We start from the raw sequence: 25,467 nt of genomic DNA, 5'->3' as shown, positions 1-25,467 counted from the left end.
CCCAAAGATGTTCCCCTTGTTTGCCACGGAAAATCAAGCTAAAATCAAATAACTCATAGTCGTTTCGAGTTTATTTTAGCCATGACACCGCCACGGATTGAAAACGTTGTCATTATTGGTTCTGGCCCTGCGGGCTACACAGCGGCTATCTATGCTGCCCGTGCTAACCTGAAACCGTTTATGTTTGAGGGCTATCAAATTGGGGGGTTGCCCGGTGGCCAACTGATGACCACGACTGAAGTGGAAAACTTCCCCGGCTTTCCCGAAGGCATTCAAGGGCCACAACTGATGGCACGGATGAAGGCGCAAGCGGCGCGCTGGGGCACAGAAATGGTTACCGAAGATGTGATTCAGGTGGATTTTAGTCAACGCCCCTTTCTCATCAGCTCAGCGGAGCGGCAAGTCTATGCCCACAGCGTGATTATCTGTACGGGTGCCACGGCCAAACGCCTCCATTTGCCCGGCGAAGAGCAGTATTGGACCAAGGGCGTCTCTGCCTGTGCCATTTGTGATGGCGCAACGCCCATTTTCAAGGATGTGGCGTTAGCGGTGATTGGCGGCGGCGATAGTGCGGCAGAGGAAGCAGTTTATCTCACCAAGTATGGCTCCCACGTGCATCTTCTGGTGCGTAGTGACAAAATGCGAGCCAGTAAGGCTATGCAGGATCGTGTCTTTGCCAATCCTAAAATTACAGTTCACTGGCAAACCGAAGCACGGGAAATCCTTGGCGATGGCAACTTAATGACGGGTCTGCGGATTACCAATAAAGCTACGGGGGAAGAATCCCTCTTGCCGGTGCGGGGGTTATTCTATGCAATTGGTCACACACCCAATACCCAACTGTTCAAAGATTTTCTGGAATTGGACGATGTGGGCTACATTATTACCCGTCACGGTACCCATACGAATGTGGAGGGGGTCTTTGCCGCTGGGGATGTTCAAGACCATGAATACCGCCAAGCCGTAACAGCAGCAGGCAGTGGTTGTATGGCAGCCCTTGATGCAGAACGTTGGCTCTCAGCGCGGGGGCTCATTCAGGAGTTTCACCAAACGGCAACGGCGACCCAGCCCCCAGAGACGGCGAAACCCACTGCCTCTCCAGAACAGGAGTTTGATCCCAATGCCATTAAACATCGGGGCAGCTATGCCTTGCGCAAACTCTTCCACGAAAGCGATCGCCTCCTGGTGGTGAAATATGTCTCCCCCACCTGTGGTCCGTGCCATACCCTCAAGCCGATTTTGGATCGACTGGTGGAGGAATTCGACGGCAAAGTGCAGCTTATTGAAATTGACATCACTGAGGACAGCGCGATCGCTGAGCAAGCGGGGGTGACCAGTACCCCCACCATTCAACTGTTCAAAAATAAAGAACTCCTAGAGGTGATTGTCGGCATGAAACCCAAGAGTCAGTACCGCGAGACTATCCAACGCCACCTTTCCTAGGCTTTAGGCAGTCAGGGGTATGATCAGCGAGATCGGGCTCCTTACTGTTGCGGGTGTGGTGGCGGGCTTTGTCAATGCTATTGCTGGTGGCGGCACCCTAATTAGTTTTCCAGCGTTGGTGGCGATCGGCTTGCCGCCAGTGGTTGCCAATCTCACTAGCACAGTTGCCTTGGTTCCCGGTTACTTGGGAGCGGCAGTGGCCCAATACCAAGAGCTCAAGGGGCAGCAAGGGCGCCTTGGTTGGCTCTTTCCCACTGCCGTGGCCGGGGGGATCACAGGGGCAATGTTACTGCTGCACACCCACGAGGCACTGTTCAATGCCTTAATTCCCTATTTGCTGCTTTTGGCCGCTGTTCTCTTGGGGGTTCAGGAGCAGGTGCGGGTCTGGTTACTGCGGCGCATCAGTGCTCCAGATATGTCTGAAGTGGGAGCCATTCCCCTGGTATTTCTAGCGGCGGTCTATGGCGGTTATTTTGGTGCGGGCTTGAGTGTGATTTTGCTGGCGGTGCTGGGTGTGGTTCTCGGGGAAAGCTTGAAGCGCCTCAATGGCTTGAAGCAAATTTTAGCCTTTGGGATCAATGGTGCTGCTGCTGCTTTTTTCGTCGTGTCTGGGGAGGTGGTGTGGTCGCTGGCTGGCGGGATGGCGATCGCCACCCTTGTTGGCGGCCTTCTAGGGGGTAAATGTGCCCGCGTGGTTGACCCCCGGCTGTTGCGTTGCACGGTTGTGCTTTTGGCCATCCTGTTGGCGATCGTCTATTGGCTGCGCCAGCCGTAGAGAAAGCCCGTGACGAGGATTGAACTCGTGACCTCACCCTTACCAAGGGTGTGCTCTACCACTGAGCTACACGGGCAAAGATTCCCAGAGCTTTATCATAGCCCATTGAGGGAACAATTCAACACATTGGCTGCGAGTTTTTGCTAAAAGTTGCGGCTGGAGAAAATCCAGGTGGCGATCGCCAGCAGTGCCACCGTATAAATCACGCCATAAACAGCATTGGCCACGAGTTCCGGTACAGACGGCAGCATTCCATAGACCGCCGTATTCTTAAAATCCAAGCGGGATAAATCGGGAAAAATCAGATAGAGCAACTGCATCAGTTGCCGTACGGCGTCACTCTCCATCTTTTGGCTGAGGATGACTAAGTTTTGGCTAAAGTGCCCCATAAAGTACAGTGCCACTGTTAGGAGCGTGGCAATCAAGGAACTGGTGAAACTACCAAAAAGCAAAGCGGCGGCCGTCAAGAGGGCTAGTTGCAGCGCAATGTAGAAAGAGTTCACTATCAAAGGACCAGTGGGATAGGCAAACTGATTCAAGCTCATGAGAATAAACAGAATCAGCGTCATCAGTGCTACCAGTACTAGCAGAACCGCCGATAAGCCCAAATGTTTGCCAATAATAAATTCTGCACGGCTGATGGGTTTCGCCAACATCACCAAAATCGTGCGCTTTTCTATCTCTTTATTGAGCAAACCACCCCCGACAAAGGCGGCAATCAGCAAGCCAAAGAGGGAAATTCCTGCTATCCCCACATCAAGACTAATTTTGTCTTGGGTTCCTGCTGAGACCTGTCCCAAAATTACAATCGCTAAGGCTAGGCCAATGGCAAAAACAGCAGTGACGTAGAGAACTCGCTCCCGCAGTGTTTCATTGAAAACATTACGGCTAATTGTCCAGAGGCGACTCACCGTTAGCGGCAACATGTCTGGTACTCCTTGAGTTAACTCTCCTCTCAAAGAATACCTAATTTTCCTTTTTTGATAGCCTCGGCGTCCACAGGCAAAGCCGCTCACTCTTTCACGGTGGTACCTACCGCAGGGAGAGACAGGTCAACATCTTCATAAGCATCTTCATAAAAGTGCTCAATGGGCACCCTGAGATAGGGCTTCGCGATTTGATGCGATCGCCAGCTTTGATTCATTTCTTTGTTTCTTGGATAGATGTATATGATGTCGAGTGCCATTGCCTCTGAGGTAGCCAGCACACTCCACGAGGTCGGGGTTGCGGCGGTAGCGATCAAACCTTTTGCCGCGATCGTCGGCTGCCGTTGCCAGCAAGAGCACTTCGACAGTGAGTATAGACATGACCATGAATTAGCTCATGCCCTGCCAACTGCTGCTCTTGCCACCCAGAGCATTCTTCTGGTGTGAAAGCCCGTCTCCTTGGCAGCTACCATTGCTTGCATCTCTAGGGAAAACGTTATTCCTTAGAGGATAGCCTCCCTTATCCCTGACATCTCAGAACCAACGTGCCACAATAGGCGGTGGGGACGCAGTTAGGAGATTTAACGTAGTTCTCTTGGGAGAAAGTCGAGGTGTCCCTAAGTTCAAGTCTTGATTCCCACGCCCCTGAGGTGGCAATTCTGCGGGTGAGCGGCTTGCGTTGTGCTGGCTGTGTGCGATCGCTGGAAAATCAGTTAAAAGAGCAGCCGGGCGTAGAGGCTGCGGCAGTGAATCTAGTGACGGGAACCGCCGTTGTCACCTACTCCCCCCATAGGACAACCCCCATCGCTATTGTCGAGAGCTTAAACCAAGGCCGCTTTCAAGCCACCCTTGCAGAAGCCAATGCCCTTTTGGAACTGCCCACGGCCGCTGCAGAAACCTCTTTGCCAAGGTTGGCGATCGCCCTTGTGCTCTTAATTCTCTCCAGCATTGGCCACGGCATTCACCTACTACCGGGACACTGGCCCATGTTAGAAGCCATGATCTGGCATTGGGGGCTAGCGACGATTGCCCTTGTCCTGCCGGGGTGGGAAATTTTGCAGCAAGGGATAACAGGCCTCATCCAAGGTCGCCCAAATATGAATACGCTGGTGGCTCTTGGGGCCTTGGGGGCTTACCTCACCAGTACGGTGGCGTGGCTGTGGCCGGTCTTGGGGTGGGAGTGTTTCTTTGATGAACCTGTGATGATCCTTGGCTTTATTTTGCTGGGGCGATCGCTGGAGCAACAAGCACGTCAACAGGCGCAACGGGACTTGCGATCGCTCCTCGCCCTGCAGCCAAAACAGGCACTATGGCAACCGAGTTTGACCGCTAGCGATCGCTGGCCCATTCCCGTCAGTCGTATCCAGGTGGGAGACTGGCTGTGGGTGGATGCTGGAGAACCTTTTCCCGCCGATGGCACCATTGTGACCGGGGAAACCTTGGTGGATGAATCCATGCTCACGGGGGAATCTCTACCGGTGGTCAAAGGCGTGGGGGCATCCGTTCTAGCGGGCAGTCGCAATGCTGGTGCTGCCGTTACCCTACGGGTAGAACGCTGTGGCCGTGCCTCATTTTTGGGACAGATTTTAGAGCTAGTGGTGCAGGCACAAAATCGCAAAGCACCGGTGCAGCAAATGGCAGATGTGGTGGCTGGCTATTTTGGCTATGGCGTGTTGCTCTTAGCGGCCGGCACCGCTCTTTTTTGGAGGGCGATCGCCCCCCATGTCTTCCCAGAAATAACCAATAACACGCCCCTATTGCCCCTAAAGCTGGCCTTAAGTGTGCTGGTGATTGCCTGTCCCTGTGCCCTTGGCCTTGCCACTCCGATCGCCCTTCTTGTGGGCACCAGTCATGCCGCTGCCAAAGGCTTAATTATTCGCGGTGGCGATGTTCTCGAGCGCACTCAACAGTTGAACACAGTTGTGTTTGATAAGACGGGCACACTGACGACGGGTGAACTCGAAGTTGCAGAGAGCCACCTGTACGGGCAGTGCTCCTTAGAAACAGTCCTGTACCTACTGGCCAGCCTAGAGCACCAGAGTCGCCATCCCCTGGCAGTGGCGATTCAGAAGGCATGGGCTGCCACAAACCAGACAACAGCACTAGCAACGGTCACCGGGCTGGAAACTGCCCTTGGACTGGGGATCAGTGGTTGGATTGAGGGGCATTACTATCAAGCGGGACGTCTCAGTTGGCTGCGTGATCAGGGCATTGACTGCCCTCCCCTAGCGGTAGAAACCCATGTGGCCTTGGCCTGCGATCGCCAGTTGATGGCGGTGGTAACCTTTCGCGATCGCCTACGCCCAGAGGCAGTGAGCACCATTCAAGCCCTGCAAGCCCAAGGCTATGAGATTCATGTCCTCACGGGTGACACCGCCAAAGCGGCACAACAACTCCTAGAACCCCTCGGCCTACTCCCAGCCAATATCCACACCGATCTGCAACCACAGCAAAAGCTGGCCCTCATTGAGGAGTGGCAAACCAAGGGTAAAACCGTGGCGATGGTTGGGGATGGCATGAATGATGCCCCCGCTCTGACGGCAGCTCAGGTGGGGATTAGCCTTGGCACTGGTACAGAGGTGGCCATTGAAGCAGCAGATATTATCCTCACCCGCAATCATCTGGAGGATGTGCTCACCGTGCTGGCCCTCAGCCGTGCCACCTTCCGCAAAATTCAGCAGAATCTTTTTTGGGCAGTCGCCTACAATATCGTCGGCATACCCGTTGCAGCGGGTGTCGGGTTACCCCTGTGGGGACTCAGTCTCACGCCCGGACTTGCGGCCGCTTGTATGGCCGGCAGTTCGATTGCCGTTGTTCTGAATTCCCTAAGCCTCAGTCGAGCAAACTAGCTCGCGAATCTGTTGGGCATTGGCACCGGTGAGCCGCTTTCTGTGGGGCAGGACAACCACCGCTGGTCCCCGTTTGCATTCCCCCATACAGCCTGTCGCTTTCAGGGTAATGGGGAGCTGTTGGGCCTCTAGTTCTTGCCAGAGTTTCTTGGCACCGCGGCGACAGCAGGCGGATTTTTGACAAATGAGTACCCTACAGGGCTGAGAACCCCTTGCCGCTATGGCTTGAGCCGTTGCTAAAAATTCTAAATGGCTTGCCTGGTATTGCTTGACCCAGCCATCGTACTTATCCTTGACAGTGCCTTCTAGCCGCAGGCGATCGCCCACCTTGGGGAATTGGGCTAATTCGCGTCGTAGCGACTTGTTCAGCTTGATCCAGACTGTTCCCGTGAGGGTTTTCAAAATCACGACCTTGGGCAGTCCCTTCTTGTAAAAGAGCTCTTCAACCGTGCCCTCAAGGCAAAATGTCGACAAATCAACGACCCCCAGACCCATAGAAGTAAGAGATTGTTAGAAATTTTTCGCAATAAATTGAGTTTAGCATACAAGGCACGGTCTTGGGGTTAGCCCAAAGCCTTATTAGACTCCTTTAAGAAAATAATTGTGTCAACCGGAGAGAATCCGCTCCCACTCTGCCAGTAGGTTATCAATACTGTCCGTAGGCTCAGTCGCCTCGCCTACTCTTACGCCGGCGGGGCTATCAAGGTGGGCCCCCCCCTCCTCAACGCTATTGGGAAAGAGTTCTTCAAGAGTTGGTTGAACAGCGGGGGGGTCCTCCGACCCCCGATCGGGCATTAAGTAAATTTGGCGGATATCCGGTGGCAGATACTCCACGATCCGTGCTAGGCCCTCCTCTAAATGCTGCTTGAGTTCCTCAAGGCTGTAGGTTTCCCCTTGAACTTCCAGGTAGGCGCGCAGGCGCTCAAGGTTCCAGTGAAAGGTTTGGGTTGTCACCAGCGTTAGGCGGCTGAGGGGACTCAGGTAGGCAAGGCTGGCTTCCAAATAGCACCAAAGGGGCACTGGTGCATCCTGGAGGACATAGGTAATGTGCTCAATGCCGGGAAGTTCCTCTTGAATTAGGGTGGCGGTGCGGTTGACTATCCAATTGCGCAGAGAGCGAGCTTCCTCATCGCCCACTTTCACGCCCTCAGGGGTAAATTCCACAAGGTCAAGGCTGAAAAATAACCCATGCCACACCTTGGCAAAAAGATAGTCCACCTGTACAGGCGATCGCCCGTGGTGTTGCAGAACACTATAGACAAGGGGGCCGTAGCGACAATAGAGAGCCACGAAGTAGCAGCCGCGATCGCGCTGATCCTGAAAGGCCTTGATCAACTCCGCATCGGAAAGGGTGAGTAGCGGTTGGATCAGCGGATGTTGTCGCTCCGCCATCATGGGAAAGGAAAGTGCCTTGGCCATCTCACTGCCACTGAACCAGACAGACTGTCCTACGCCTTCACCCATGGACCTATGCAGAATTCATCCTGAATTCAGCCTTGGGTGCGATCGCGAAACAGGGGTAGGTAATCACGACTTTCTGTCCCCAACCACCGATCCCAAAAGGTGAAATAGAGGCCATAGTTACAGCGAAATTGACTGTGGTGCAAACTGTGGTGGGTGGCTCCAATCAACCACCGCCCCAACCAATGTTCGGCAAAGCCACGGGGGTAGATCTCTAAATTCAGATGGTTAATCACACTGGAGACCGTCATCAGGCTGAGCTGGATCACGATAGCGTAGGGGTGCAGCGGCACAAGCACAATAATCAGCGGCAGAAAAATCGCCTGTAAGCAGGCCTCCCAGGGATGAAATGAAAAGGCCGTCCAGGGGGAGGCAACAATGCTATAGTGATGCACCCGATGGACACGGCGATAAATTTTCGGTTGGTGCATCCAGCGATGGAGCCAATAGTAATAGGTTTCGTGGAGCAGTAGCACAAGGCCAATGCTCAAGGGAAAGTAAATATAGTCCCAAAGGGAATTTAACTCCAGATAAACCGCTGTCCAGCCCCGCTGCCACATCACTGCGGCGATCGCCCCCGCCAGGGCAAAAATAGCCGCTGTCAGCAATGACCAGCCAAACTCCTGCCAAAACTGCCCCCGCTGGTAAGGCCGCAGATTTATCCGTCGTTTCCTCAGGGGCGTCCAGCAAGCCACGACATATACCAGCGAAAAAAAGCCAGCCACTAGCAATAGGCGGCTGACGACCATCAAAAACATTACCCCAACCATAATACTAAAGAGGCGGGGGTCACTGAGGTTGTAGGGAATCATGCAACACAGTGCTAAAGGCGTCCCCTAGAGCCAGCCCAACCAGTGGAGCAAGCCCTCTCCTGTCCAATATTCCCACAACAAAAGAGCCACCAGACCCACCATCGCTGCACGGCCATTAATCCGCTCAGCAAAGGTATTAAAGCCGTACTTTGGGGTTTCCAGTTTGGGGGTGCGGCTCGGCTCTGTAGGGGTGGCCATGATTACTCCTGCTCGTCTTCGTTCTCTTCTTCGGCTTCAGGGAAGTAGAAGCCTTGGGCACGTTCAGTCAAAATAGACTTACCAATCGAGAGGGCACGTTGTGCTTGAAGGGCAGCTTGGCGCTTCCAGACAGCACGGCGCATACTGCGCTTGGACTTTGAGGTTTTCTTTTTGGGGCAGGCCATGGTGATCCCTAGGATGAACTTTCGCAATCTACTACTTTATCCCAAACTCTTCCCGAGAACAACCACCCATCCCCCCTGTGGACCACAAGGTTCCTCTTTTTGCACAAAAAACTATCCCAGAGGGACACCACCCTTGTAATATCAGTTAAGGGTATACTGAACCACCCCATGAGGGGATGTCCACTTCTACGAGCAAAGGGAATCGTCAGCTATGAGCAGTAAGCCAGACCGTGTGGTTCTCATCGGCGTTGCTGGAGACTCCGGCTGTGGTAAATCAACGTTTTTGCGCCGACTGGCCGATCTGTTTGGCGAAGATTTTATGACTGTGATTTGTTTGGATGACTATCACAGTCTGGATCGCAAGCAGCGGAAAGAAATGGGGATTACGGCGCTTGATCCCCGCGCCAACAACTTTGATCTGATGTATGAGCAGATCAAGGCTCTCAAAAATGGCGAATCAATCATGAAACCCATCTACAACCACGAAACGGGGACGATTGATCCGCCGGAGAAGGTGGATCCCAACCACGTGATTGTGATTGAAGGTCTGCATCCCCTCTATGATGAACGGGTGCGATCGCTCATCGACTTCAGTGTTTATCTCGACATCAGTGACGATGTAAAAATTGCTTGGAAGATCAAGCGCGACATGGCTGAGCGGGGCCATAGCTATGAAGACGTGATTGCCTCCATCAACGCCCGTCGCCCTGACTTCATGGCCTATATCGATCCCCAAAAGCAGTACGCTGACGTCGTCTTGCAAATTCTGCCGACCCAGTTGGTCAAAGAGGAAAAAGTCGGCAATATCCTGCGGGTACGGATGCTGCAACGGGAAGGCATCCCCGGCTTTGAGCCAGTCTATCTCTTTGATGAAGGCTCAACGATTACTTGGATTCCCTGCGGTCGTAAGCTCACCTGCTCCTATCCGGGCATCCGCCTCAGCTACGGACCTGATGAATACTATGGTCACCCCGTTTCGGTCTTAGAAGTGGACGGTCGCTTTGAAAAACTCGATGAACTCATCTACATTGAAAGCCACCTGAGTAATACCTCCACCAAGCACTACGGCGAAGTGACGGAACTACTGCTGAAGCACCGTGACTATCCGGGTTCCGATAATGGGTCGGGTCTATTCCAAGTGCTAACGGGGTTGAAAATGCGGGCTACCTACGAGCGCTTGACCTCGCGGGACGCGGCCACTGTCACCAACCGCTAATTGGGCCTGCCACATTGAGGGCACTGATGCAACTGCGCCATCGATCGCTAGGGTCATCTCTTTTGGTCTTTATCCTCTGCTGGTTGTTTCTAATGTGTGGCCAGCCAGCCTTTGCTGCCGATAGTGATGACCTGATCTTTGTCCCTCGCCAAGCCCAGAGTGTCCTCAAGCTCAATCAACCTCCCAGTAGCGATCCCCTACATTTTTTGGCGGAGCGTTTTTGGACATCCCAACTTGCTCATTGGGGCTGGTCGTGGTCTGAAATCAATGATTGGGTGGGCGAGGGGGTGATTGTTGCCCAGTTCCCCTGCCCTGAAGCGTGTTCATCGCCGCGGCAGTTGTGGATTTTGCCCCTGAAGCGCCCAGAAGCCGCAACAGCTTTTTTGGAGACCTACTGGCAGGGGCATCCCTTTGCGGTGCAAGTCTATCAAAATATCCTCCTGCAGGTGGGCAAAGACTTGGTGACAGCCCGTCTAGGCGATCGCCTGCTCCTTGCTTCGGATGTGGAGACTATGACCGCTAGCTTGGGAGCAGCGGTAACCGCGGATGGTAATCTTGCGAGTTTGACCTTTTATCAAGTGGCCCGGCCTCAATTCGGGCCTGAACCTACAGCCCTCTACTATCTCAACCTGCAATCCCTAAGTCCCGAGGGGCGCCAACTGGCCCCCACCTACGATCGCCTGCTCTTAGCCGTAAAGGCAAAAAACAACGAGCTACATCTGCAAACACTGCTGCACCGCACCAGTGATGCCACACTGGCGTCTGATCCCTTCGACCTTGAGTCCCTCCGTTTCCAAGAACCGATTCCCACGGTAGTGGTGGCGGGTTCCCACTTGCCAGAGGGCTATAGCCAACTCACCGCGGCTTTGGCCGATTACCGCTTTGGCAAAACTCCCCAAGGGGATGATATTGCCAGCCAACTACTGCGGGATTTAACGGCGGATATACCGGTGGACTTGACTAGCCAGATTTTTCCCTTGGCTAGCGATCGCTTTTGCCTTGCCCTTTGGTATCCAGCCGATCAACACTGGCAATGGTCGTGGCAGACGACCGATACCCCAGAAACGGCGACGCTGCTGCACCAGTTGGATGATCTTGCCCGTGCCAATGGCTATGAGGTCAATCGCTTAGTCTTGGATAAAGAACCCGTAACCGCTTGGGTAAAATTGATGCTTGACCCGCAGACAAGGGCAGGCTTGGTCTCTGATGTGGCCGCTGCCTATGGGCAACGGGGCGATCGCCTGATACTAGCGTCTTCCCTATCGGTATTTTCCCAGAGTCAGAGTAAAAAAGTATCTGGATTGCCAGAGAGCCTGCTGCGACAGCAACAAGGGATTCATGGGCTAGTCTATGCCCGTTGGCCGCAGCTATTTGCCCCCTTGAGCCAGCGTTGGCCCTTACTTCAGTACCTCAATGGCCTCACCGCCGGCTGGTTGGAACATCTGCAAAGCATTACTTTGGTGAATTATGGCGTTCGCGATCGCCTGCAGCACCTAGAACTGATTCTGAGCAGCAAAAAAGCTTAGAACTGTTAACAAATCCTTAATAGGCCTGTTACCAATTGTTGTACCGCCCTGGTTCAGGATTGAGTAAAGTAGGGAGTATTATGTTTGCAGACTGGGGTAAATATGACATCAGTCCTCGATGTGACCAATCGCGATCGCTTAATTGAAAGTGAAAGTTTAGCAGCCCGTACCCTACAGGAACGGTTGCGACTGGTGGAAGAGGTCTTGGTCGATGTCTTGGCGGCAGAATCGGGTCAAGAATTGGTTGATCTATTGCGGCGCTTAGGTGCGCTCTCTTCGCCGGAGGGTCATGTGCTCCATGCCCCAGAAGGGGAACTGCTGAAAGTCATTGAATCCCTCGAACTCAATCAAGCCATTAGAGCGGCCCGTGCTTTTAACCTCTACTTTCAAATTATCAACATCGTTGAGCAGCACTACGAACAACAATACAATCGCGAACGCGCTGCCCAAGAGGGATTGCGGCGCCGCAGCGTCATGAGTGAACCGATTTCCGGTGTCAGTGGTGAAGGTTTTCCGCTGCCTCATAGTGCTGCCAACGCAACGGCTGTGCGCAGTGGGCCGAGTGAACGCCTAGAGCATAGTCTTTACGAAGCCATTCCCGCCACTCAGCAGTATGGTTCCTTTGCTTGGCTCTTTCCTCGGCTGCAGATGCTGAATGTGCCGCCGCGCCATATTCAAAAGCTTTTGGATCAACTGGACATTAAGCTGGTTTTTACTGCTCACCCGACGGAGATTGTGCGGCAAACAATTCGTGATAAGCAGCGGCGGGTTGCCCGATTACTCGAGCAACTGGATGTGCTAGAGGGGGCTTCTGCACACCTGACGGATTGGAATGCCCAAACTCTACGGGCACAACTGATGGAAGAAATTCGCCTCTGGTGGCGCACGGATGAGTTACACCAATTTAAGCCGGAAGTACTCGATGAGGTGGAATACACCCTCCACTACTTCAAGGAGGTAATTTTTGCTGTCATTCCCAAGCTCTATCGCCGCCTGGAGCAGTCATTGCATGAAACCTTTCCCACGCTTGAGCCCCCCCGTTACAATTTCTGCCGCTTTGGTTCTTGGGTGGGGGGCGATCGCGATGGCAATCCCTATGTCAAACCAGAAGTAACGTGGCAAACCGCCTGCTATCAGCGCAACTTAGTTCTTGAGGAGTATATTAAGTCCGTTGAGCGCTTAATCAATTTGCTCAGCCTGTCCCTGCACTGGTGCGATGTGCTGCCGGATTTGCTAGATTCCCTTGAGCAGGATCAGCGGCAGCTTCCTAGTATCTATGACCAGTATGCGGTGCGCTATCGGCAGGAACCCTACCGCCTGAAACTGGCCTATGTACTCAAACGGCTGCAAAATACCCGCGATCGCAACCGGGCGCTGCAAACCTACTGCATTCGCCGCAATGAGGCGGAAGAATTAAATAATGGACAGTTTTACTGCCACGGTGAAGAATTCTTGGCAGAATTGCTGCTAATTCAGCGTAACCTCAAGGAAACAGGACTGGCCTGCCGCGAATTGGATGATTTGATTTGCCAAGTGCAGGTCTTTGGCTTTAATTTGGCAGCCTTGGATATTCGCCAAGAGAGCACCTGTCACGCTGAGGCTCTCAATGAAATTACCGCCTATTTGGGTATTCTCCCCTGTCCCTATACAGAACTCCCAGAAACCGAACGCACTCGCTGGCTCCTCAGCGAACTCTCGACCCGTCGCCCGTTGATTCCGGGGGAACTCCCCTTTAGCGATCGCACCAATGAAATCATTGAAACATTCCGCATGGTGCGGCAACTCCAGCAGGAATTTGGCACCGATTTGTGCAATACCTACATCATCAGCATGAGCCACGAGGTCAGCGATCTATTGGAGGTACTCCTCTTTGCCAAGGAGGCAGGCCTCTTTGATCCAGCCACTGGAGCTAGTACCCTGCAAGCCGTTCCCCTGTTTGAAACGGTGGAGGACCTCAAGCACGCCCCGGCGGTGCTGACGCAACTATTCTCCCTCCCCTTTTGCCGCAGCTATCTTGGCAGCAACAGTACCCCCTTTCTGCAGGAGGTCATGCTGGGCTATTCCGACAGCAATAAGGATTCGGGCTTCCTCAGTAGCAACTGGGAAATTTACAAGGCACAACAACAGCTGCAGAAAATTGCTGAGAATTTTGGCTTCCAACTGCGCATTTTCCACGGTCGGGGTGGCTCAGTGGGTCGGGGTGGTGGACCTGCCTATGCGGCGATTTTGGCGCAGCCAGCGCAAACGATTAAGGGACGAATCAAGATTACTGAGCAAGGGGAGGTACTGGCTTCCAAATACTCGTTGCCGGAACTAGCGCTCTTTAACCTCGAAACAGTGGCCACAGCGGTCATCCAAGCTAGTTTGCTGCGCAGTAGTATTGACGAAATTGAGCCTTGGCACGAGATTATGGAGGAGTTGGCCACGCGATCGCGCCAGTGCTATCGCCATCTCATCTATGAGCAGCCAGAATTCATTGAATTCTTTAACGAAGTCACCCCAATCCAAGAGATTAGCCAACTGCAAATTAGCTCACGGCCAACACGGCGGGGGGGCAAGAAAACCCTGGAGAGCCTGCGGGCAATTCCTTGGGTCTTTAGTTGGACACAAACCCGTTTCCTGCTGCCGGCTTGGTATGGTGTGGGTACTGCCCTAAAGGAATTCCTTGAGGAAAAACCCGCTGAGCATCTTTCCCTCTTGCGCTACTTCTACTACAAATGGCCTTTCTTCCGCATGGTGATTTCTAAGGTTGAGATGACCCTTGCCAAGGTCGATCTAGAGATTGCCCGCTACTATGTCCAAGAACTCAGCCAGCCCCAAAACCGTGAAGCCTTCTTCCGCCTCTACGATCAGATTGCTCAGGAACATCGCCTGACCACGGAATTAGTGCTCACGATTACTGGCCATGAGCGGCTACTCGATGGCGATCCGGCGCTTCAGCGATCAGTGCAACTGCGCAATCGCACCATTGTTCCTTTGGGGTTCCTGCAAGTATCTCTTTTGAAACGGCTGCGCCAGCACAATAGCCAAACTACCTCTGGGGCAATTTTGCGCTCCCGCTATGGTCGGGGTGAATTGCTCCGGGGGGCACTCTTGACCATCAATGGCATAGCAGCGGGGATGCGCAATACGGGCTAAGCAACGGCGAGGGTGAATCATGACCCCGATACCCGCACATTAACCCTATCTCCGGAGTTAATGCAAATCAGCGTTGAGGACTATCACTGTTGAGCTGGGCTTTTGGGAGCAAGATGACCCGCTTGAACTAGGGCGGGGGGGACTGATCAAGATGGCTGCGAGGGCACAGCCCACGAAACCTGTATCACCCAACTGCTGCCGGTCTTAATGCCAATGTTTGGTGATAGGGCAACCCGGCGTTGTTAACCACTGATTGTCATTTCAGTTCACAGTGAACCTGAGCTAGATATTACCCTTGTTGACAATCGTTACGATCGCACCTTGAAATTGGTGCTCTATCCCGAGGCATAGATTCCCCACTATTGGCTTTTTAACTGGGTGGATCGAACCCTTAAAGCCGACAGTAAACCTGAGCAAATAACAACGACAACGTTGAGTGAGCTGAATCGCCGCATTTTGCCGGCAATCCGAGCAATTACCCTGCCGATTACCGAACGACTTCGCGCCCTGAGTCGTAATCTTTCCCTAGACTGCTGCAGAAACCTTAACAGTTGCGGTTTTGGGAAATACCCCTGATATAATCGCAACGATTCTCTTGTTGACGACGCTATGAGCCACTGGCAACGAATTACAGGTGGTGTGACTGCCGCCAAAGGGTATCGGGCTGCGGGAATAACGGCAGGACTCAAAGCTTCAGGCGCACCGGATTTGGCATTGATTGTTTCCGATGTGCCAGCGATCGCCGCTGGGGTATTTACGACAAACCATATGTGTGCCGCGCCCGTCAGCTACTGTCGGCAGCGGTTACAAACCAAGGGAACGGCGCAGGCCATTTTGTGTAATTCGGGTCAGGCCAATGCCGCCACGGGAGAACAGGGCTGGCAGGCGGTTTTGGCCCAAGCGGATATGGTGGCAACGGCCTTGGGGCTCAGTCCCGAGATGGTGCTTGTGGCCTCCACTGGGGTCATTGGTCAACCCATTCCCCTTGAAAAAATGCGCCAAGCGCTGCCAACGCTGATGGCAAACTTGAGTGATGGCGGTGGAGAGGCCGCTGCTCGAGCAATTATGACAACAGATTTAGTACCCAAGCAAATTGCTCTTGAAGCCGAGTGGGAGGGGCAAACCATTCGCATTGGTGGTATGGCCAAGGGGTCGGGAATGATTCACCCGAAGATGGCAACGATGCTGGCCTTTATTACTTGTGATGCTGCCGTGTCTCCCCATCTGTGGCAGGAGATGCTACAGCGCGCCTGCGATCGCTCCTTCAATCAAATTACTGTGGATGGCGACACCAGTACCAATGACAGTGTAATTGCTTTGGCCAATGGACAATCGCGTACTCCGGCGATCGCGGAGCCGGGAGCAGCTGCCACCCGCCTTGAAGAAATGCTGACGGCTGTTTGTGTACATTTAGCGAAGGCGATCGCCCGCGATGGGGAGGGGGCAACTTGCCTCATTGAAGTACAAGTGAGCGGTGCCAGTGATGACACCGCTGCCCGTCAAGTGGCCAGAACCATTGCAAGTTCAATGCTGGTCAAATCGGCCATTTACGGACGGGATCCCAACTGGGGACGCATTGCTGCGGCGGCAGGTCGTGCTGGGGTACCCTTTGATGCTAGTAATCTCGCCATTTCCCTGGGGGGCATCCCCATGATGCGCCATGGTCAGCCCCTACCCTTTGATCGCGCTGCCGCCCATGCCTATTTGGTTCAGCAAGCCGCTGCCAGTAAAGATGCCAGTGGTCAGCAATCCATTGACCATCCTGTGGTGATTGAGGTGAGTATTGGTGCTGGCAGTGGTCGGGGTGTGGCTTGGGGCTGCGATCTCAGCTATGATTACGTGAAAATTAACGCTGAATACACGACCTAACTGTCCGTTGCCAGTGGGAGCCGGCGATCGCTGTCAACCTGCCGGCGGCGATCGCCACCAATCGCAACAAAAACAAAAAAGACCAACTAAGGACATTGTCAGCAGTAGTGAAAATCTTAATTATCGAAGACGATAGGACAATTGCGAGCTTAGTTGCTGAATCCCTAGCCCATCAGCAGTACATTGTTGAAAGTGTCCATGATGCAGAGACGGGGCTTGAGTATTTAGAAGCCACCCCTTTTGACCTCCTTATCTTAGACCTCGGCTTACCTCGCATGGACGGTCTCAGCTTTTGCCAAATAATTCGCCAAAGAGGCCACTCACTTCCTATTCTGATGCTGACCGCTCGAGACACCAGTAGCGATAAAGTCATTGGTCTTGATGCAGGTGCCGATGACTACATTGTCAAGCCCTTTGATCTCCCTGAACTCTTGGCCAGAGTCCGTGCCCTATTGAGGCGCAAGCCACTACCCTTCACCCCTACTCTGCACTGGGGTGCCCTCGTTCTTGATCTTGATAGCACTAAAGTAATGTACAACCATCAAGAGTTGCATCTTACACCCAAAGAGTATGCCATCTTAGAGGTGTTATTGCGCCATGGCAGCCGTATTCTGAGCCGCTCAGCTATTATGGATCATGCTTGGCCTTTTGATGAGATGCCAGGTGAGGAAACGGTTAAAGTCCACTTAAGAAGCCTACGTCATAAGTTGAAAGCAGTAGGGGCCCCTGCTAATTTTATTGAGACTGTCTATGGTTTTGGCTATCGGCTTAATCCGAACTTCCAATCGCAAACTTAGTCAGCTGCGAAATCGCCTATTTCTCGTATACTTTCTACTGATTAATGGCATCTTATCTATTTCTTCATTAACCATTTACTCCTTGATTGTTGCTCAGCGCTTTAATCAATTAAATACCAATCTCAGGGAAGTAGGAAATTGGTCTGCCAATATTTTTTCTATTCTTCAACATGAATACGAAGAGTTGAAAAAGCAGCCGGAGTATAAAGCATATGCCCCTAGAAATGAATCGGGGGCTTTACAGCCAATAACTGTTTCACAATTAATGGGTAAGTACTATTTCAGTTCTGTCTATGAAGTTATAGAGAGCCCTCGAATTAACCTTTCCCAAGGTATTCAGTGGTACGATAAGGATAAAAACCTAATTCTATACGAAGGAAAGAGATTTGGGAAGATCAACTTCCCCGATGATCTTCCTGCCTCTGGAACCATCATCGAAGCAAATCAATATCACCGTTTTCTTCTACCGGTACATGCAACTCCGATTCAACCAGGGCAGCAGAGTCAAATTGTCGGCTACGTCTGTGTCATACAATCTACCGCTGAATTAGAAGAAGAGATTAACTATTTGAGACATGTTTTTCTATTAAATATCCTATGTATTAGTACGCTGGCACTCCTTGCGGCATCTTGGTTAACTCGTAAAAATCTAGAACCAATTGTTGTTTCACTAAATCAAATCAAACAATTTACTGCGGATGTCTCCCATCAATTGCGTCATCCTCTAACGGCGATTCAAGCTTCTATTTCGTTACTAGAAATTCACTTAAATAATCTTGATTCTTCCCATTTAAATAAGGTCAAAGTTATCTCATTTGCTTGCCAGCAGATGACTGCTTTGATTAATAAGCTTCTGATATTGGCCCGCACGGATAACAACATATTGGATCAGAGTCAATGGATTGAAATTGACTTAGATGAGTTATTAGATTCACTAATTGAACTGAACCGCGATCGCGCCGAAAGAAAAGAGATTCATCTGACTTATCAATGCGAGAGTAATAGCTATGTCCGTGGACATCCTCAACAAATTTATGAAATTTTTAGCAATCTTTTAGATAATGCGCTTCAGTACACTTCTGATCGTGGGGCGATCACTGTTTGTCTTAGAAAGCAAGGGGCTTTCGCCATTGTTGAAATTCAGGATACCGGCATTGGAATTGCTCCTCAAGATCTACCCCGCATTTTTGACCGATTCTGGCGCTCCAAGGAAGCAAGGCTACATTACGCCCAAGGCTCAGGATTAGGTTTGACGGTGGTTAAGACACTCGTTGATCACTATGGTGGGACCGTCAGTGTCTACAGTCAGCAACATCAGGGAACAACATTTGTCATCAAGCTGCCTGCGGCATAAGCATCCTTTCCAAGATTTTTACTTTCTCTTGCTAGGGTTGGGAAGAAACGCAGAATTGAACATTCTAAGGAGCAGTCTGCAATGAATTCTTCACAAGCTGTCCGCCTGTTTCTTTCCCTAGGGCTAGCAACGACCCTAGCTAGTTGCCAGACTCCTAATGCTGGCGGTGAAGAGGGAGGAACATCCTATCGGGGTCCCTCTGTTCCCGGCGCCTCTGCCACTGCGGTCACCGGCAAGCCAGCCGGAGGCTTTAGCATTTACCTGATGGCCGAACGCGGTGAACGGGGTGAACATGGTGAACGGGGCGAATGTGGTGAACGGGGTGAACGGGGCGAATATGGCGAACGCGGTCGTTATCGATTTTGGCAGTCATAAGTTGTCTTGTTTTTGTCAGTCAAGCTCTATGCTGAGCACTTGAGTTGTAGTGCAGCCACAATGGGGCAGGCTAGTTGCTCTGCCCCCCAGAGCAGAAACAGTCCTATGACTATCCTGTGGATACCCATCAAGAAAAGCACCCTATGCTACTGCAAATTGATCAATTACTCAGCACTCAGGAATTGAGCCAGCTAAATACACTCCTACAAGCCGGGGTGTTTGAGAACGGCAAACGGACTGCCGGGATTTATGCCAAAAGGGTTAAAGACAATCAACAACTGGTGCAGGAGGGGGAGGAGTACCAAGTTGCCTCGGAAATGGTACGCTCTGCCCTAGGGAGAAATCGGCTCTTTCAAACCTATGTCCAGCCCAAGATGATTGGTCCCCTTCTGTTTAGCCGCTACGAGGCAGGCATGGCCTACGGTACCCATATGGACAATGCCCTGATGGGAAGTGGTGATCAATTGAGCCGCTCTGATCTTTCCCTAACGATTTTTCTAACTGATCCTTTGACCTACGAAGGAGGGGCATTGGTTCTCGACACCAGCCTCGGAGAGCAGTATTTTAAGCTACCTGCGGGATCAATGATTGTTTATCCTTCTATCTTTCTCCATCGCGTGGAGGCAGTGAGTAAGGGGGTGCGCCTGGTGGCAGTTGCCTGGGTGCAAAGTTTGATTCGTGATCCCCTAGAGCGGGAACTGCTCTTTGAGTTAGATACGGTTCGCCACAGCATTTTTGAAAAGCAGGGAAAGACCGTAGAGTTTGATCTCCTGTGCAAGGTGTACTCTAACTTGCTGCGGAAATGGGCTGAAATTTAATTTGCTGCGTTATTTTGATTAAGATGAACATCCGTCACCTACATCGTCAACTAGCGATCGCTCTGTTTTTACCCTTAGGGCTAACAGTTTCTACGGGGCTAGCCTATCGTCTAGGTCGTAGTTGGTTCAATCTATCAAAGGACTTTGGTAGAGCTATGATGGCAATCCATACGGGTAGCTGTCTGGGGGAATGGTTTAGTTGCATTTATATGCTCTTGCTCAGCTTGGCCGTGGTTGTCTTGATTGCCAGTGGCTTCAGGTTAATTAATCCTCGGCTTCTAAAACGTGGCCTCTCTTCTGCCAAGAGGAATATAAGGGTAATACATCAATATGGCGCCTTGGTTCTCCTTCTGCCATTGCTAATCAGTGCCATCACAGGAGTGATGTATCATTTGAGTCGCTATTGGCTGGGGTTGCCGAAAGAAAGGGTGGCTATTTTATTACAAATTCATGAAGGAGCCTATCTGGGCGCAGCCCTAAAACCCCTCTACGTCTTGCTGCTGGGTACGGCTTTGCTCCTGATGTTTTTCACTGGCTGGCGGATGTTACGGCAGCGATCCGCCTAATTTGGCGAGCAGTGCTTCCTCAATTTCCTCCCGTAGTGGCTCGGGTGTCATGTCGCTGAGCTGCTCAAGGGCAAAGGCCTTCACCAGTAAATCCCGTGCTTGGCGCTGATCAAGGCCGCGACTGCGCAGGTAAAAGAGGTCCGCCGCGGCCAGTTGACTGACGGTGGCACCGTGGGAGCACTTGACGTTATCAGCCACAATTTCCAGTTGCGGCTTGGTATCGACACGGGCTTTGTCGGAAAGCAGCAGTGTGCGATTGAGCTGGCTGGCGTCCGTGAGTTGCGCCACGTGGGGCACAACGACGCGACCATTAAAAATACCATGGGCGCGATCGCCAAGAATGCACTTGTGAATCTGTGCACTCCTGCTGTGGGGAGCATGGAAGAGCACTGCTGAGTGGGTGTCTACGATCTGCTCATCCATGGCGATCGCTAGCCCCTTCAAGATTGTCTGGCTACCACTGCCTTGGATCTGTACCTGCCAATGATGGCGACTCAAGCATCCCCCCAAATCAATGGCATGCCCCTCGTAGTCACTGTCTTGAGCTTGGCACACTGCTGTAGAGCCAATGTGAATCGCCGTCGGCGATTGGTGTTGAATTCGCACATGGTGCAAGCAAGCAGCCGCACCCAGGGAAATTTCCGTCACAGTGTTGGTGAACTGTTGGTCACCGCTGAGGGACAAAAAGCGTTCAATCAGGGTCCCTTGACCGTGGGCAGCCACTTCAACGGTAAGGCGGGGTGAGACCACACTCTGCTGCTGCCGACTACTGACAAAGAAGACCTCCACCGGCTCCCTGAGATGTCCCGATAGGCGCAGACACAGCCGCTCTGCCAGCATGGCGGCATTGAGGTCACTGAAGACCTCCGGGGGGGCGATCGCTGGCACTGTGGGCGGTAACAGCTCAACCCCTGCGGCTTTTACCTGCGATAGCTCAGCACAGAAATAGCCATCAATCAGGACCAGCTGGGCAGCGGTTGGAAAAGTGCGTTCGCACAGCAGATGCCGCACCTCAGCAACAATTTCAGGGTTGAGGGGGGCAAGGGGCGGTTCAAAGGAGCGCGTCCGTAAAACCGATAAATCCGTAAAGCGCCAATCCTCATCACGGGGGGTCGGCAAGGTTTGCTCATGGAGGCGATCGCGGGCAGTTTGGCGTAGCACTGCCAGCTCAGGGTGGCGCAGGGGCGGGGCTAAGTTCAACAGGTCATTGAGGTCATTGGCGCAACTGGCCTTGGGCAGATCCGCTTGATCGGAATTGGCATTGACTGTAATTGTCATGAGGCAGCCACCTCCTCTTCGCGAACCCAGTCATAGCCCCGTGCTTCCAGTTCTAGGGCCAGTTCCTTCGGCCCCGTGAGCACAATGCGCCCTCCCTCCATGACATGGACATAGTCGGGCACGATATAGTCCAACAGCCGCTGATAGTGGGTAATGAGCAGAATGCAGTTGTCCGGGCGAGTGAGTTGATTGACGCCGTTGGCCACAATGCGCAGGGCATCAATATCAAGCCCAGAGTCCGTTTCATCAAGGATGGCAAGGGTTGGTTCCAGCAGGGCCATTTGCAAAATTTCATTGCGCTTTTTCTCACCGCCAGAGAAGCCCTCATTCACCCCCCGATTGAGGAAGCCTTCATCTAGCTTCACCAGTTCAATTTTCTGCCGCACCAAATCATCAAAATCAAAGGCATCCAGTTCATCGAGGCCTTGGTGTTTCCGCTTGGCATTGTAGGCTACCCGCAAAAAGTCAAGGTTGCTCACCCCCGGAATTTCAAGGGGGTATTGAAAGGCCAAAAAGACCCCTTCGCGGGCACGCTCTTCAGGGGGCAAGTCCAGGAGATTTTTGCCTTTGTAGAGGACTGCGCCACCCGTTACCGTGTAGTCGGGATGACCCGCGAGAATTTTGGAGAAGGTGCTTTTGCCGGAGCCATTGGGTCCCATGATGGCATGAATTTCTCCCGCGCGAATCGTCAAGTTTAGCCCTTTGAGAATGGGGGTGTCCTCCACACTGGCCGTTAACTCTCTAACTTCTAAAATGACTTCGCTGTCGGGACGAATCACGCCTTACCTCCCCTGCATCGTTCATAATTTTTTAATGTAGCGCAGCGGGCGGGCGATCGCGATTGAGTTTCTTGGCACAAGAGCATTGATCACAACAGCCCGCCCAGAACTGGCACCGCTGTTCAACAATGTCCACAAACAATGTCCACAGGAGAAAACCAACCACCTCACTATGGCACTCTCCACAGCCACGATTCCCGAACTTGACCGCCTCCACCAGCAGGCCAGCCGCTGGCAATCCCTCTCCCCGCGGCAGCGGATTCCCTATCTGAAAGCGGTTAAGGCCCTGGCTCGCCGCCATGCCACAGAGTGGGTTACCCTAGCCTGTCAAATTAAGGGAATTGATCCCCAAGGCGCCTGGGCAGGGGAAGAGTGGACAACAGGTCCTCTGGGACTGATTCTCAAGCTGGATCACTATCTCTATGCCCTGCGTCACGAGGCAACTCCCCCCGTACCCCGCTGGCGAACCGCCCCCACCGGTCAGGCGATCGCTGAGATTCTGCCGCGCAATTGGCAAGAGCGCTTACTCTGGTTTGGGGTGAAAGCGGCAGTTTGGCTCCAACCCAATCACCCCCCAACTCAAGGCAGTGCCTACCGTAACCCACCGCCACCGGGGGTCGCTGTCGTGCTGGGGGCAGGCAATATCACATCCTTGTGCTTGGCGGATGCCCTCTATCAACTTGTGGTGGCCAATCGAGTGGCACTACTGAAGATGAATCCCCTCTTGACCCCCTTGACGGACTGTTTTCGTAAGGTTTGTGCCCCCCTGATTGAGGCGGGTTTCCTTGAGATTGTTGAAGGGGATGCCGCCCTAGGTGAAGCCCTCTGCCACCATCCCTTGACGCAGCACGTTCACATTACGGGATCCCACCATACCTACAATCGTCTCGTTTGGGGAGAAACGGCGGCTGAGCAGGCCATTCGCAAGGCGCGCCAACAGCCCCAAGCTGAGGCAAACCCGTAACGGCAGAATTGGGAAATGTCACACCCTTGCTGATGGTCCCTGGGGAGTGGACAGAGTCTGAGCTGGCGTATCAAGCCCGCCAAGTGGCCAGTGCCCTTGTTCATAATGCCAGCTTCAACTGCATTGGGGCGCAAATCCTCGTCACGGCTGCGGAATGGCCGCAGCGCCAGGCATTCCTCAACGCTCTGAAGGCACAACTGCAAGGGATTCCGTCGCGTCCTGCCTACTATCCGGGGGCGATCGCTCGCTATGAGTCGTTTTTGGCGGATTATCCCCAAGCTACGATACTGAGTCCGGCTGGGGAAGGCACAATTCCTTGGACCTTGATTGAAGGCCTCACCCCGACGGCGAATCCTCGTATTTTCCGCGAAGAGGTCTTTTGTGGTCTGTTGGCAGAGGTGCAACTGCCCGTCAATGATGCCCCTACCTACCTTGCCACGGCGGTGACCTTTGTCAATGAGCGGCTCTGGGGCACCCTTGGCTGTAGTCTAATTATTGATCCACGGACTGAGGCCAGCCATGCAGAGGCGCTGGAGCGGGCGATCGCCCAACTACGCTACGGTTCCATTGCCATTAATGCCTGGGTCTCCTTGGCCTATGGGTTGGGCTGTACCCCCTGGGGCGCCTTTCCTGGCCATAGGCCAGCGGCCATTGGTTCTGGGGTCGGCGTCGTTCACAATAGCTTCCTTTTTGACTATCCCGAAAAAGCCGTGGTTCGTGTTCCTTTCCAGTTACCGGTGACACCCCCTTGGTTCTACGGCCATCGCACCCTCCCTCAACTGGCTCAGGCGGTCATGGACATTTACGCTGGCGGCAACCCCTTGGCTTGGCTCTCCCTCTTGACAGCGGCGCTGCGGGGCTAGGCTCATAGCCGCACGGTGACAGTGGCCCCCCCTTGGGGCAGTTCAAACTCGCGGGTTTGGGTTTGGCCCTGGGCGGTAACGGTTAAGCGATAACGACCGAGGTAGCCGCGGCCCTGCCATTGGCCTTGGGCATTGGTTCGACCGGTCACCCTAGTCCACCAGTCCTCAAAGAGCAGCTTGCGGTAGGCGATCGCCGCTGGCTTAGCAGAAAAGTCTTGGCGATAGAGTCCCGCCTGGGGACGCCAATGGTTCCCCGCCCAAAAGCCCCAAAGCAAAATTTCCTTGACGGCGGGGTGGGCAAAACCAAGGCGGTAAATCTGGCGCAGAGTCTGGGCCTGCTGTTGCTCATTGGGCAAGCTCACACTCACTTCGGTAATTTTTAAGGGCAGATTGAACTGAGCAAGGGTATCGAGGGCGCGCTGCATTTTGGCCTCATCCAAGGGAGATTCCAGATGGGCTTGAATACCAATACCGCCAAGGGGCACCCCCTGCGCCAAGAAACCGCGAATCTGCTCAACATAGTCGTTCAAGCGATCGCCCTCAATAATGCCGTAGTCGTTGACATAAAGAACGGCTTCGGGATTGCCCTCACGACACCAGTCAAACATCTCCTTAACAATGCCCTCACCAAGGCGACTGCGGAAAAAATTGCCATGGAGCATTTCGTTGTTGACATCAAACTCATTGATGCGACCGCGATAGTGGCGACAGACGGTAATGGCATGGTTTTGAACTGCTGCGCGCAATTGCTCGGGTGGCAGTGTTTTCAGCCAAGGGGGATTAAACTGCTCCACTTCCCAAAAGAGAGTATGCCCCCGCATTGGCCAGCCCTGGGCCTGCACCCAGTTAACAATGGTGTCAGCCATGGTAAAGTCCAGCTTGCCCTGTTCTGGTTCCAACTGGTACCACTTGAGGGCATTTTCATGAACCGCCGCGTTGAAGTTTTCCTGAGCCGTCTGCTTATACCAAAGGGCAGCCGGGGGTGGGCTGGGGCGAAACATCTCCGTATCGAGGGCAACGCCAAAGGGGAAGGCGTGGCTTTGCTGCGCCAGTTCGATGCGGGCATTGGGAATCGGACGACCTTGGGTATTCTCAACGACGACGGTCAGGGGTGCCTGTCGCAACTGCTCAATTTTCTGGCTGAGGGTAGCGGTGGCCACAGAAGAGGAAGAGGTACCACAGGCAACCACTAAAAGAGCAACTAGGCAACTCAACCGAAGAAAACGGCGCCAGTTCAGCATAGATGATGACCTTTTGCGATGAGAATTTCACAGG

The 25,467-nt window shown here is 53.0% G+C and carries 24 protein-coding genes and 1 tRNA gene; 14 read left to right on the top strand and 11 right to left on the bottom strand.

Features of this window, described 5'->3' with window-relative positions:
• Positions 1-81: 81 nt before the first annotated feature.
• Together trxB and Q0W94_RS00865 are read left to right on the top strand one after the other, a co-directional pair.
• Entirely contained in the window at positions 82-1,443 is a 1,362-nt protein-coding gene (trxB, locus tag Q0W94_RS00870; protein ID WP_297759919.1) for a thioredoxin-disulfide reductase, read from the top strand.
• Between the two features lie 19 nt (positions 1,444-1,462).
• Entirely contained in the window at positions 1,463-2,218 is a 756-nt protein-coding gene (locus tag Q0W94_RS00865) for a sulfite exporter TauE/SafE family protein (protein WP_297759917.1), read from the top strand.
• A gap of 4 nt (positions 2,219-2,222) precedes the next feature.
• Here the strand turns inward: Q0W94_RS00865 and Q0W94_RS00860 are convergent.
• The 3 genes from Q0W94_RS00860 to Q0W94_RS00850 all read right to left on the bottom strand — a co-directional run bounded on the left by Q0W94_RS00860 (position 2,223) and on the right by Q0W94_RS00850 (position 3,531).
• A tRNA-Thr gene (locus Q0W94_RS00860) sits at positions 2,223-2,294 on the bottom strand.
• A gap of 67 nt (positions 2,295-2,361) precedes the next feature.
• On the bottom strand, positions 2,362-3,144 hold the full coding sequence (locus tag Q0W94_RS00855; protein ID WP_297759916.1) for an ABC transporter permease: 783 nt from the start codon (positions 3,142-3,144) through the stop codon (positions 2,362-2,364).
• A 159-nt stretch (positions 3,145-3,303) separates the two neighbouring features.
• Positions 3,304-3,531, bottom strand: a complete 228-nt coding sequence (locus tag Q0W94_RS00850) for a hypothetical protein (RefSeq protein WP_297759914.1) — start codon at positions 3,529-3,531, stop codon at positions 3,304-3,306.
• A 224-nt stretch (positions 3,532-3,755) separates the two neighbouring features.
• Between Q0W94_RS00850 and Q0W94_RS00845 the strand changes: the two genes are divergently transcribed.
• Positions 3,756-5,993, top strand: coding sequence for a cation-translocating P-type ATPase (locus Q0W94_RS00845; protein WP_297759912.1), 2,238 nt, complete (start codon positions 3,756-3,758; stop codon positions 5,991-5,993).
• On the opposite strand, the gene Q0W94_RS00840 is transcribed toward Q0W94_RS00845, so the two are convergent.
• The 5 genes from Q0W94_RS00840 to Q0W94_RS00820 form a co-directional block, all read right to left on the bottom strand.
• Positions 5,970-6,467, bottom strand: a complete 498-nt coding sequence (locus Q0W94_RS00840; protein WP_297759910.1) for a hypothetical protein — start codon at positions 6,465-6,467, stop codon at positions 5,970-5,972. The two genes, Q0W94_RS00845 and Q0W94_RS00840, sit on opposite strands and share 24 nt — an antisense overlap.
• A 132-nt stretch (positions 6,468-6,599) precedes the next feature.
• Positions 6,600-7,457, bottom strand: a complete 858-nt coding sequence (locus Q0W94_RS00835; RefSeq protein ID WP_297759909.1) for a hypothetical protein — start codon at positions 7,455-7,457, stop codon at positions 6,600-6,602.
• 26 nt (positions 7,458-7,483) lie between these two features.
• Positions 7,484-8,266 (bottom strand): 2,2'-beta-hydroxylase CrtG, encoded by a 783-nt coding sequence (gene crtG, locus Q0W94_RS00830; protein WP_297759907.1) that lies wholly within the window; start codon positions 8,264-8,266, stop codon positions 7,484-7,486.
• Between the two features lie 24 nt (positions 8,267-8,290).
• Positions 8,291-8,464: a hypothetical protein gene (locus Q0W94_RS00825; protein ID WP_011057753.1), complete on the bottom strand. Its 174-nt coding sequence runs from the start codon at positions 8,462-8,464 to the stop codon at positions 8,291-8,293.
• Positions 8,465-8,466: 2 nt separating this feature from the next.
• Entirely contained in the window at positions 8,467-8,649 is a 183-nt protein-coding gene (locus Q0W94_RS00820; RefSeq protein ID WP_024124949.1) for a 50S ribosomal protein L32, read from the bottom strand.
• Between the two features lie 211 nt (positions 8,650-8,860).
• Between Q0W94_RS00820 and Q0W94_RS00815 the strand changes: the two genes are divergently transcribed.
• The 9 genes from Q0W94_RS00815 (at position 8,861) to Q0W94_RS00775 (ending at position 20,308) form a co-directional block, all read left to right on the top strand.
• The gene (locus Q0W94_RS00815; RefSeq protein WP_297759905.1) at positions 8,861-9,865 is read left to right on the top strand and encodes a phosphoribulokinase; all 1,005 of its coding nucleotides are present in this window, start codon (positions 8,861-8,863) and stop codon (positions 9,863-9,865) included.
• A gap of 26 nt (positions 9,866-9,891) precedes the next feature.
• Complete coding sequence (locus Q0W94_RS00810; protein WP_297759903.1) at positions 9,892-11,391, top strand: DUF3352 domain-containing protein; 1,500 nt, start codon at positions 9,892-9,894, stop codon at positions 11,389-11,391.
• 102 nt (positions 11,392-11,493) lie between these two features.
• The gene (gene ppc, locus Q0W94_RS00805) at positions 11,494-14,529 is read left to right on the top strand and encodes a phosphoenolpyruvate carboxylase (RefSeq protein ID WP_297759901.1); all 3,036 of its coding nucleotides are present in this window, start codon (positions 11,494-11,496) and stop codon (positions 14,527-14,529) included.
• Between the two features lie 609 nt (positions 14,530-15,138).
• Entirely contained in the window at positions 15,139-16,398 is a 1,260-nt protein-coding gene (argJ, locus tag Q0W94_RS00800) for a bifunctional glutamate N-acetyltransferase/amino-acid acetyltransferase ArgJ (protein ID WP_297759896.1), read from the top strand.
• A 107-nt stretch (positions 16,399-16,505) separates the two neighbouring features.
• Complete coding sequence (locus Q0W94_RS00795; protein ID WP_297759894.1) at positions 16,506-17,195, top strand: response regulator transcription factor; 690 nt, start codon at positions 16,506-16,508, stop codon at positions 17,193-17,195.
• On the top strand, positions 17,149-18,549 hold the full coding sequence (locus tag Q0W94_RS00790) for a cell wall metabolism sensor histidine kinase WalK (RefSeq protein WP_297759892.1): 1,401 nt from the start codon (positions 17,149-17,151) through the stop codon (positions 18,547-18,549). Before Q0W94_RS00795 ends, Q0W94_RS00790 begins: the two co-directional genes overlap by 47 nt.
• Before the next feature lie 81 nt (positions 18,550-18,630).
• Positions 18,631-18,924, top strand: coding sequence for a hypothetical protein (locus tag Q0W94_RS00785; protein ID WP_297759890.1), 294 nt, complete (start codon positions 18,631-18,633; stop codon positions 18,922-18,924).
• 143 nt (positions 18,925-19,067) lie between these two features.
• On the top strand, positions 19,068-19,742 hold the full coding sequence (locus tag Q0W94_RS00780; RefSeq protein ID WP_297759888.1) for a Fe2+-dependent dioxygenase: 675 nt from the start codon (positions 19,068-19,070) through the stop codon (positions 19,740-19,742).
• A gap of 23 nt (positions 19,743-19,765) precedes the next feature.
• Entirely contained in the window at positions 19,766-20,308 is a 543-nt protein-coding gene (locus Q0W94_RS00775) for a PepSY domain-containing protein (protein ID WP_297759886.1), read from the top strand.
• Here Q0W94_RS00775 and sufD read toward each other — a convergent pair.
• Positions 20,288-21,586, bottom strand: coding sequence for a Fe-S cluster assembly protein SufD (gene sufD, locus Q0W94_RS00770; RefSeq protein WP_297759885.1), 1,299 nt, complete (start codon positions 21,584-21,586; stop codon positions 20,288-20,290). The two genes, Q0W94_RS00775 and sufD, sit on opposite strands and share 21 nt — an antisense overlap.
• The gene (sufC, locus tag Q0W94_RS00765) at positions 21,583-22,365 is read right to left on the bottom strand and encodes a Fe-S cluster assembly ATPase SufC (protein ID WP_297759883.1); all 783 of its coding nucleotides are present in this window, start codon (positions 22,363-22,365) and stop codon (positions 21,583-21,585) included. Before sufC ends, sufD begins: the two co-directional genes overlap by 4 nt.
• An 85-nt stretch (positions 22,366-22,450) precedes the next feature.
• Between sufC and Q0W94_RS00760 the strand changes: the two genes are divergently transcribed.
• Together Q0W94_RS00760 and Q0W94_RS00755 are read left to right on the top strand one after the other, a co-directional pair.
• On the top strand, positions 22,451-23,329 hold the full coding sequence (locus Q0W94_RS00760; RefSeq protein ID WP_297759881.1) for a hypothetical protein: 879 nt from the start codon (positions 22,451-22,453) through the stop codon (positions 23,327-23,329).
• Between the two features lie 26 nt (positions 23,330-23,355).
• A complete protein-coding gene (locus tag Q0W94_RS00755) occupies positions 23,356-24,192 on the top strand; it encodes a hypothetical protein (protein WP_297759879.1) in 837 nt (278 codons plus the stop codon).
• A gap of 2 nt (positions 24,193-24,194) precedes the next feature.
• On the opposite strand, the gene Q0W94_RS00750 is transcribed toward Q0W94_RS00755, so the two are convergent.
• The gene (locus Q0W94_RS00750) at positions 24,195-25,433 is read right to left on the bottom strand and encodes an endo-1,4-beta-xylanase (protein WP_297759877.1); all 1,239 of its coding nucleotides are present in this window, start codon (positions 25,431-25,433) and stop codon (positions 24,195-24,197) included.
• Between the last annotated feature and the right edge of the window lie 34 nt (positions 25,434-25,467).

This window comes from Thermosynechococcus sp. (assembly GCF_025999095.1).
GTDB lineage: Bacteria > Cyanobacteriota > Cyanobacteriia > Thermosynechococcales > Thermosynechococcaceae > Thermosynechococcus.
The sequence above is the reverse complement of the archived record's forward strand: the minus strand, read 5'-3'. Positions and strand labels throughout refer to the sequence as shown.

Bases quoted from the DNA above. Each gene is read 5' to 3' on its own strand.
- Q0W94_RS00750 (WP_297759877.1), bottom strand. From the start codon at position 25,433: ATGCTGAACTGGCGCCGTTTTCTTCGGTTGAGTTGCCTAGTTGCTCTT.
- crtG (WP_297759907.1), bottom strand. From the start codon at position 8,266: ATGATTCCCTACAACCTCAGTGACCCCCGCCTCTTTAGTATTATGGTT.
- Q0W94_RS00780 (WP_297759888.1), top strand. From the start codon at position 19,068: ATGCTACTGCAAATTGATCAATTACTCAGCACTCAGGAATTGAGCCAG.
- Q0W94_RS00835 (WP_297759909.1), bottom strand. From the start codon at position 7,457: ATGGGTGAAGGCGTAGGACAGTCTGTCTGGTTCAGTGGCAGTGAGATG.
- Q0W94_RS00865 (WP_297759917.1), top strand. From the start codon at position 1,463: ATGATCAGCGAGATCGGGCTCCTTACTGTTGCGGGTGTGGTGGCGGGC.
- Q0W94_RS00775 (WP_297759886.1), top strand. From the start codon at position 19,766: ATGAACATCCGTCACCTACATCGTCAACTAGCGATCGCTCTGTTTTTA.
- Q0W94_RS00825 (WP_011057753.1), bottom strand. From the start codon at position 8,464: ATGGCCACCCCTACAGAGCCGAGCCGCACCCCCAAACTGGAAACCCCA.
- Q0W94_RS00855 (WP_297759916.1), bottom strand. From the start codon at position 3,144: ATGTTGCCGCTAACGGTGAGTCGCCTCTGGACAATTAGCCGTAATGTT.
- Q0W94_RS00815 (WP_297759905.1), top strand. From the start codon at position 8,861: ATGAGCAGTAAGCCAGACCGTGTGGTTCTCATCGGCGTTGCTGGAGAC.
- Q0W94_RS00850 (WP_297759914.1), bottom strand. From the start codon at position 3,531: ATGGTCATGTCTATACTCACTGTCGAAGTGCTCTTGCTGGCAACGGCA.
- Q0W94_RS00820 (WP_024124949.1), bottom strand. From the start codon at position 8,649: ATGGCCTGCCCCAAAAAGAAAACCTCAAAGTCCAAGCGCAGTATGCGC.
- trxB (WP_297759919.1), top strand. From the start codon at position 82: ATGACACCGCCACGGATTGAAAACGTTGTCATTATTGGTTCTGGCCCT.
- ppc (WP_297759901.1), top strand. From the start codon at position 11,494: ATGACATCAGTCCTCGATGTGACCAATCGCGATCGCTTAATTGAAAGT.
- sufD (WP_297759885.1), bottom strand. From the start codon at position 21,586: ATGACAATTACAGTCAATGCCAATTCCGATCAAGCGGATCTGCCCAAG.
- Q0W94_RS00790 (WP_297759892.1), top strand. From the start codon at position 17,149: ATGGTTTTGGCTATCGGCTTAATCCGAACTTCCAATCGCAAACTTAGT.
- Q0W94_RS00810 (WP_297759903.1), top strand. From the start codon at position 9,892: ATGCAACTGCGCCATCGATCGCTAGGGTCATCTCTTTTGGTCTTTATC.
- Q0W94_RS00785 (WP_297759890.1), top strand. From the start codon at position 18,631: ATGAATTCTTCACAAGCTGTCCGCCTGTTTCTTTCCCTAGGGCTAGCA.
- argJ (WP_297759896.1), top strand. From the start codon at position 15,139: ATGAGCCACTGGCAACGAATTACAGGTGGTGTGACTGCCGCCAAAGGG.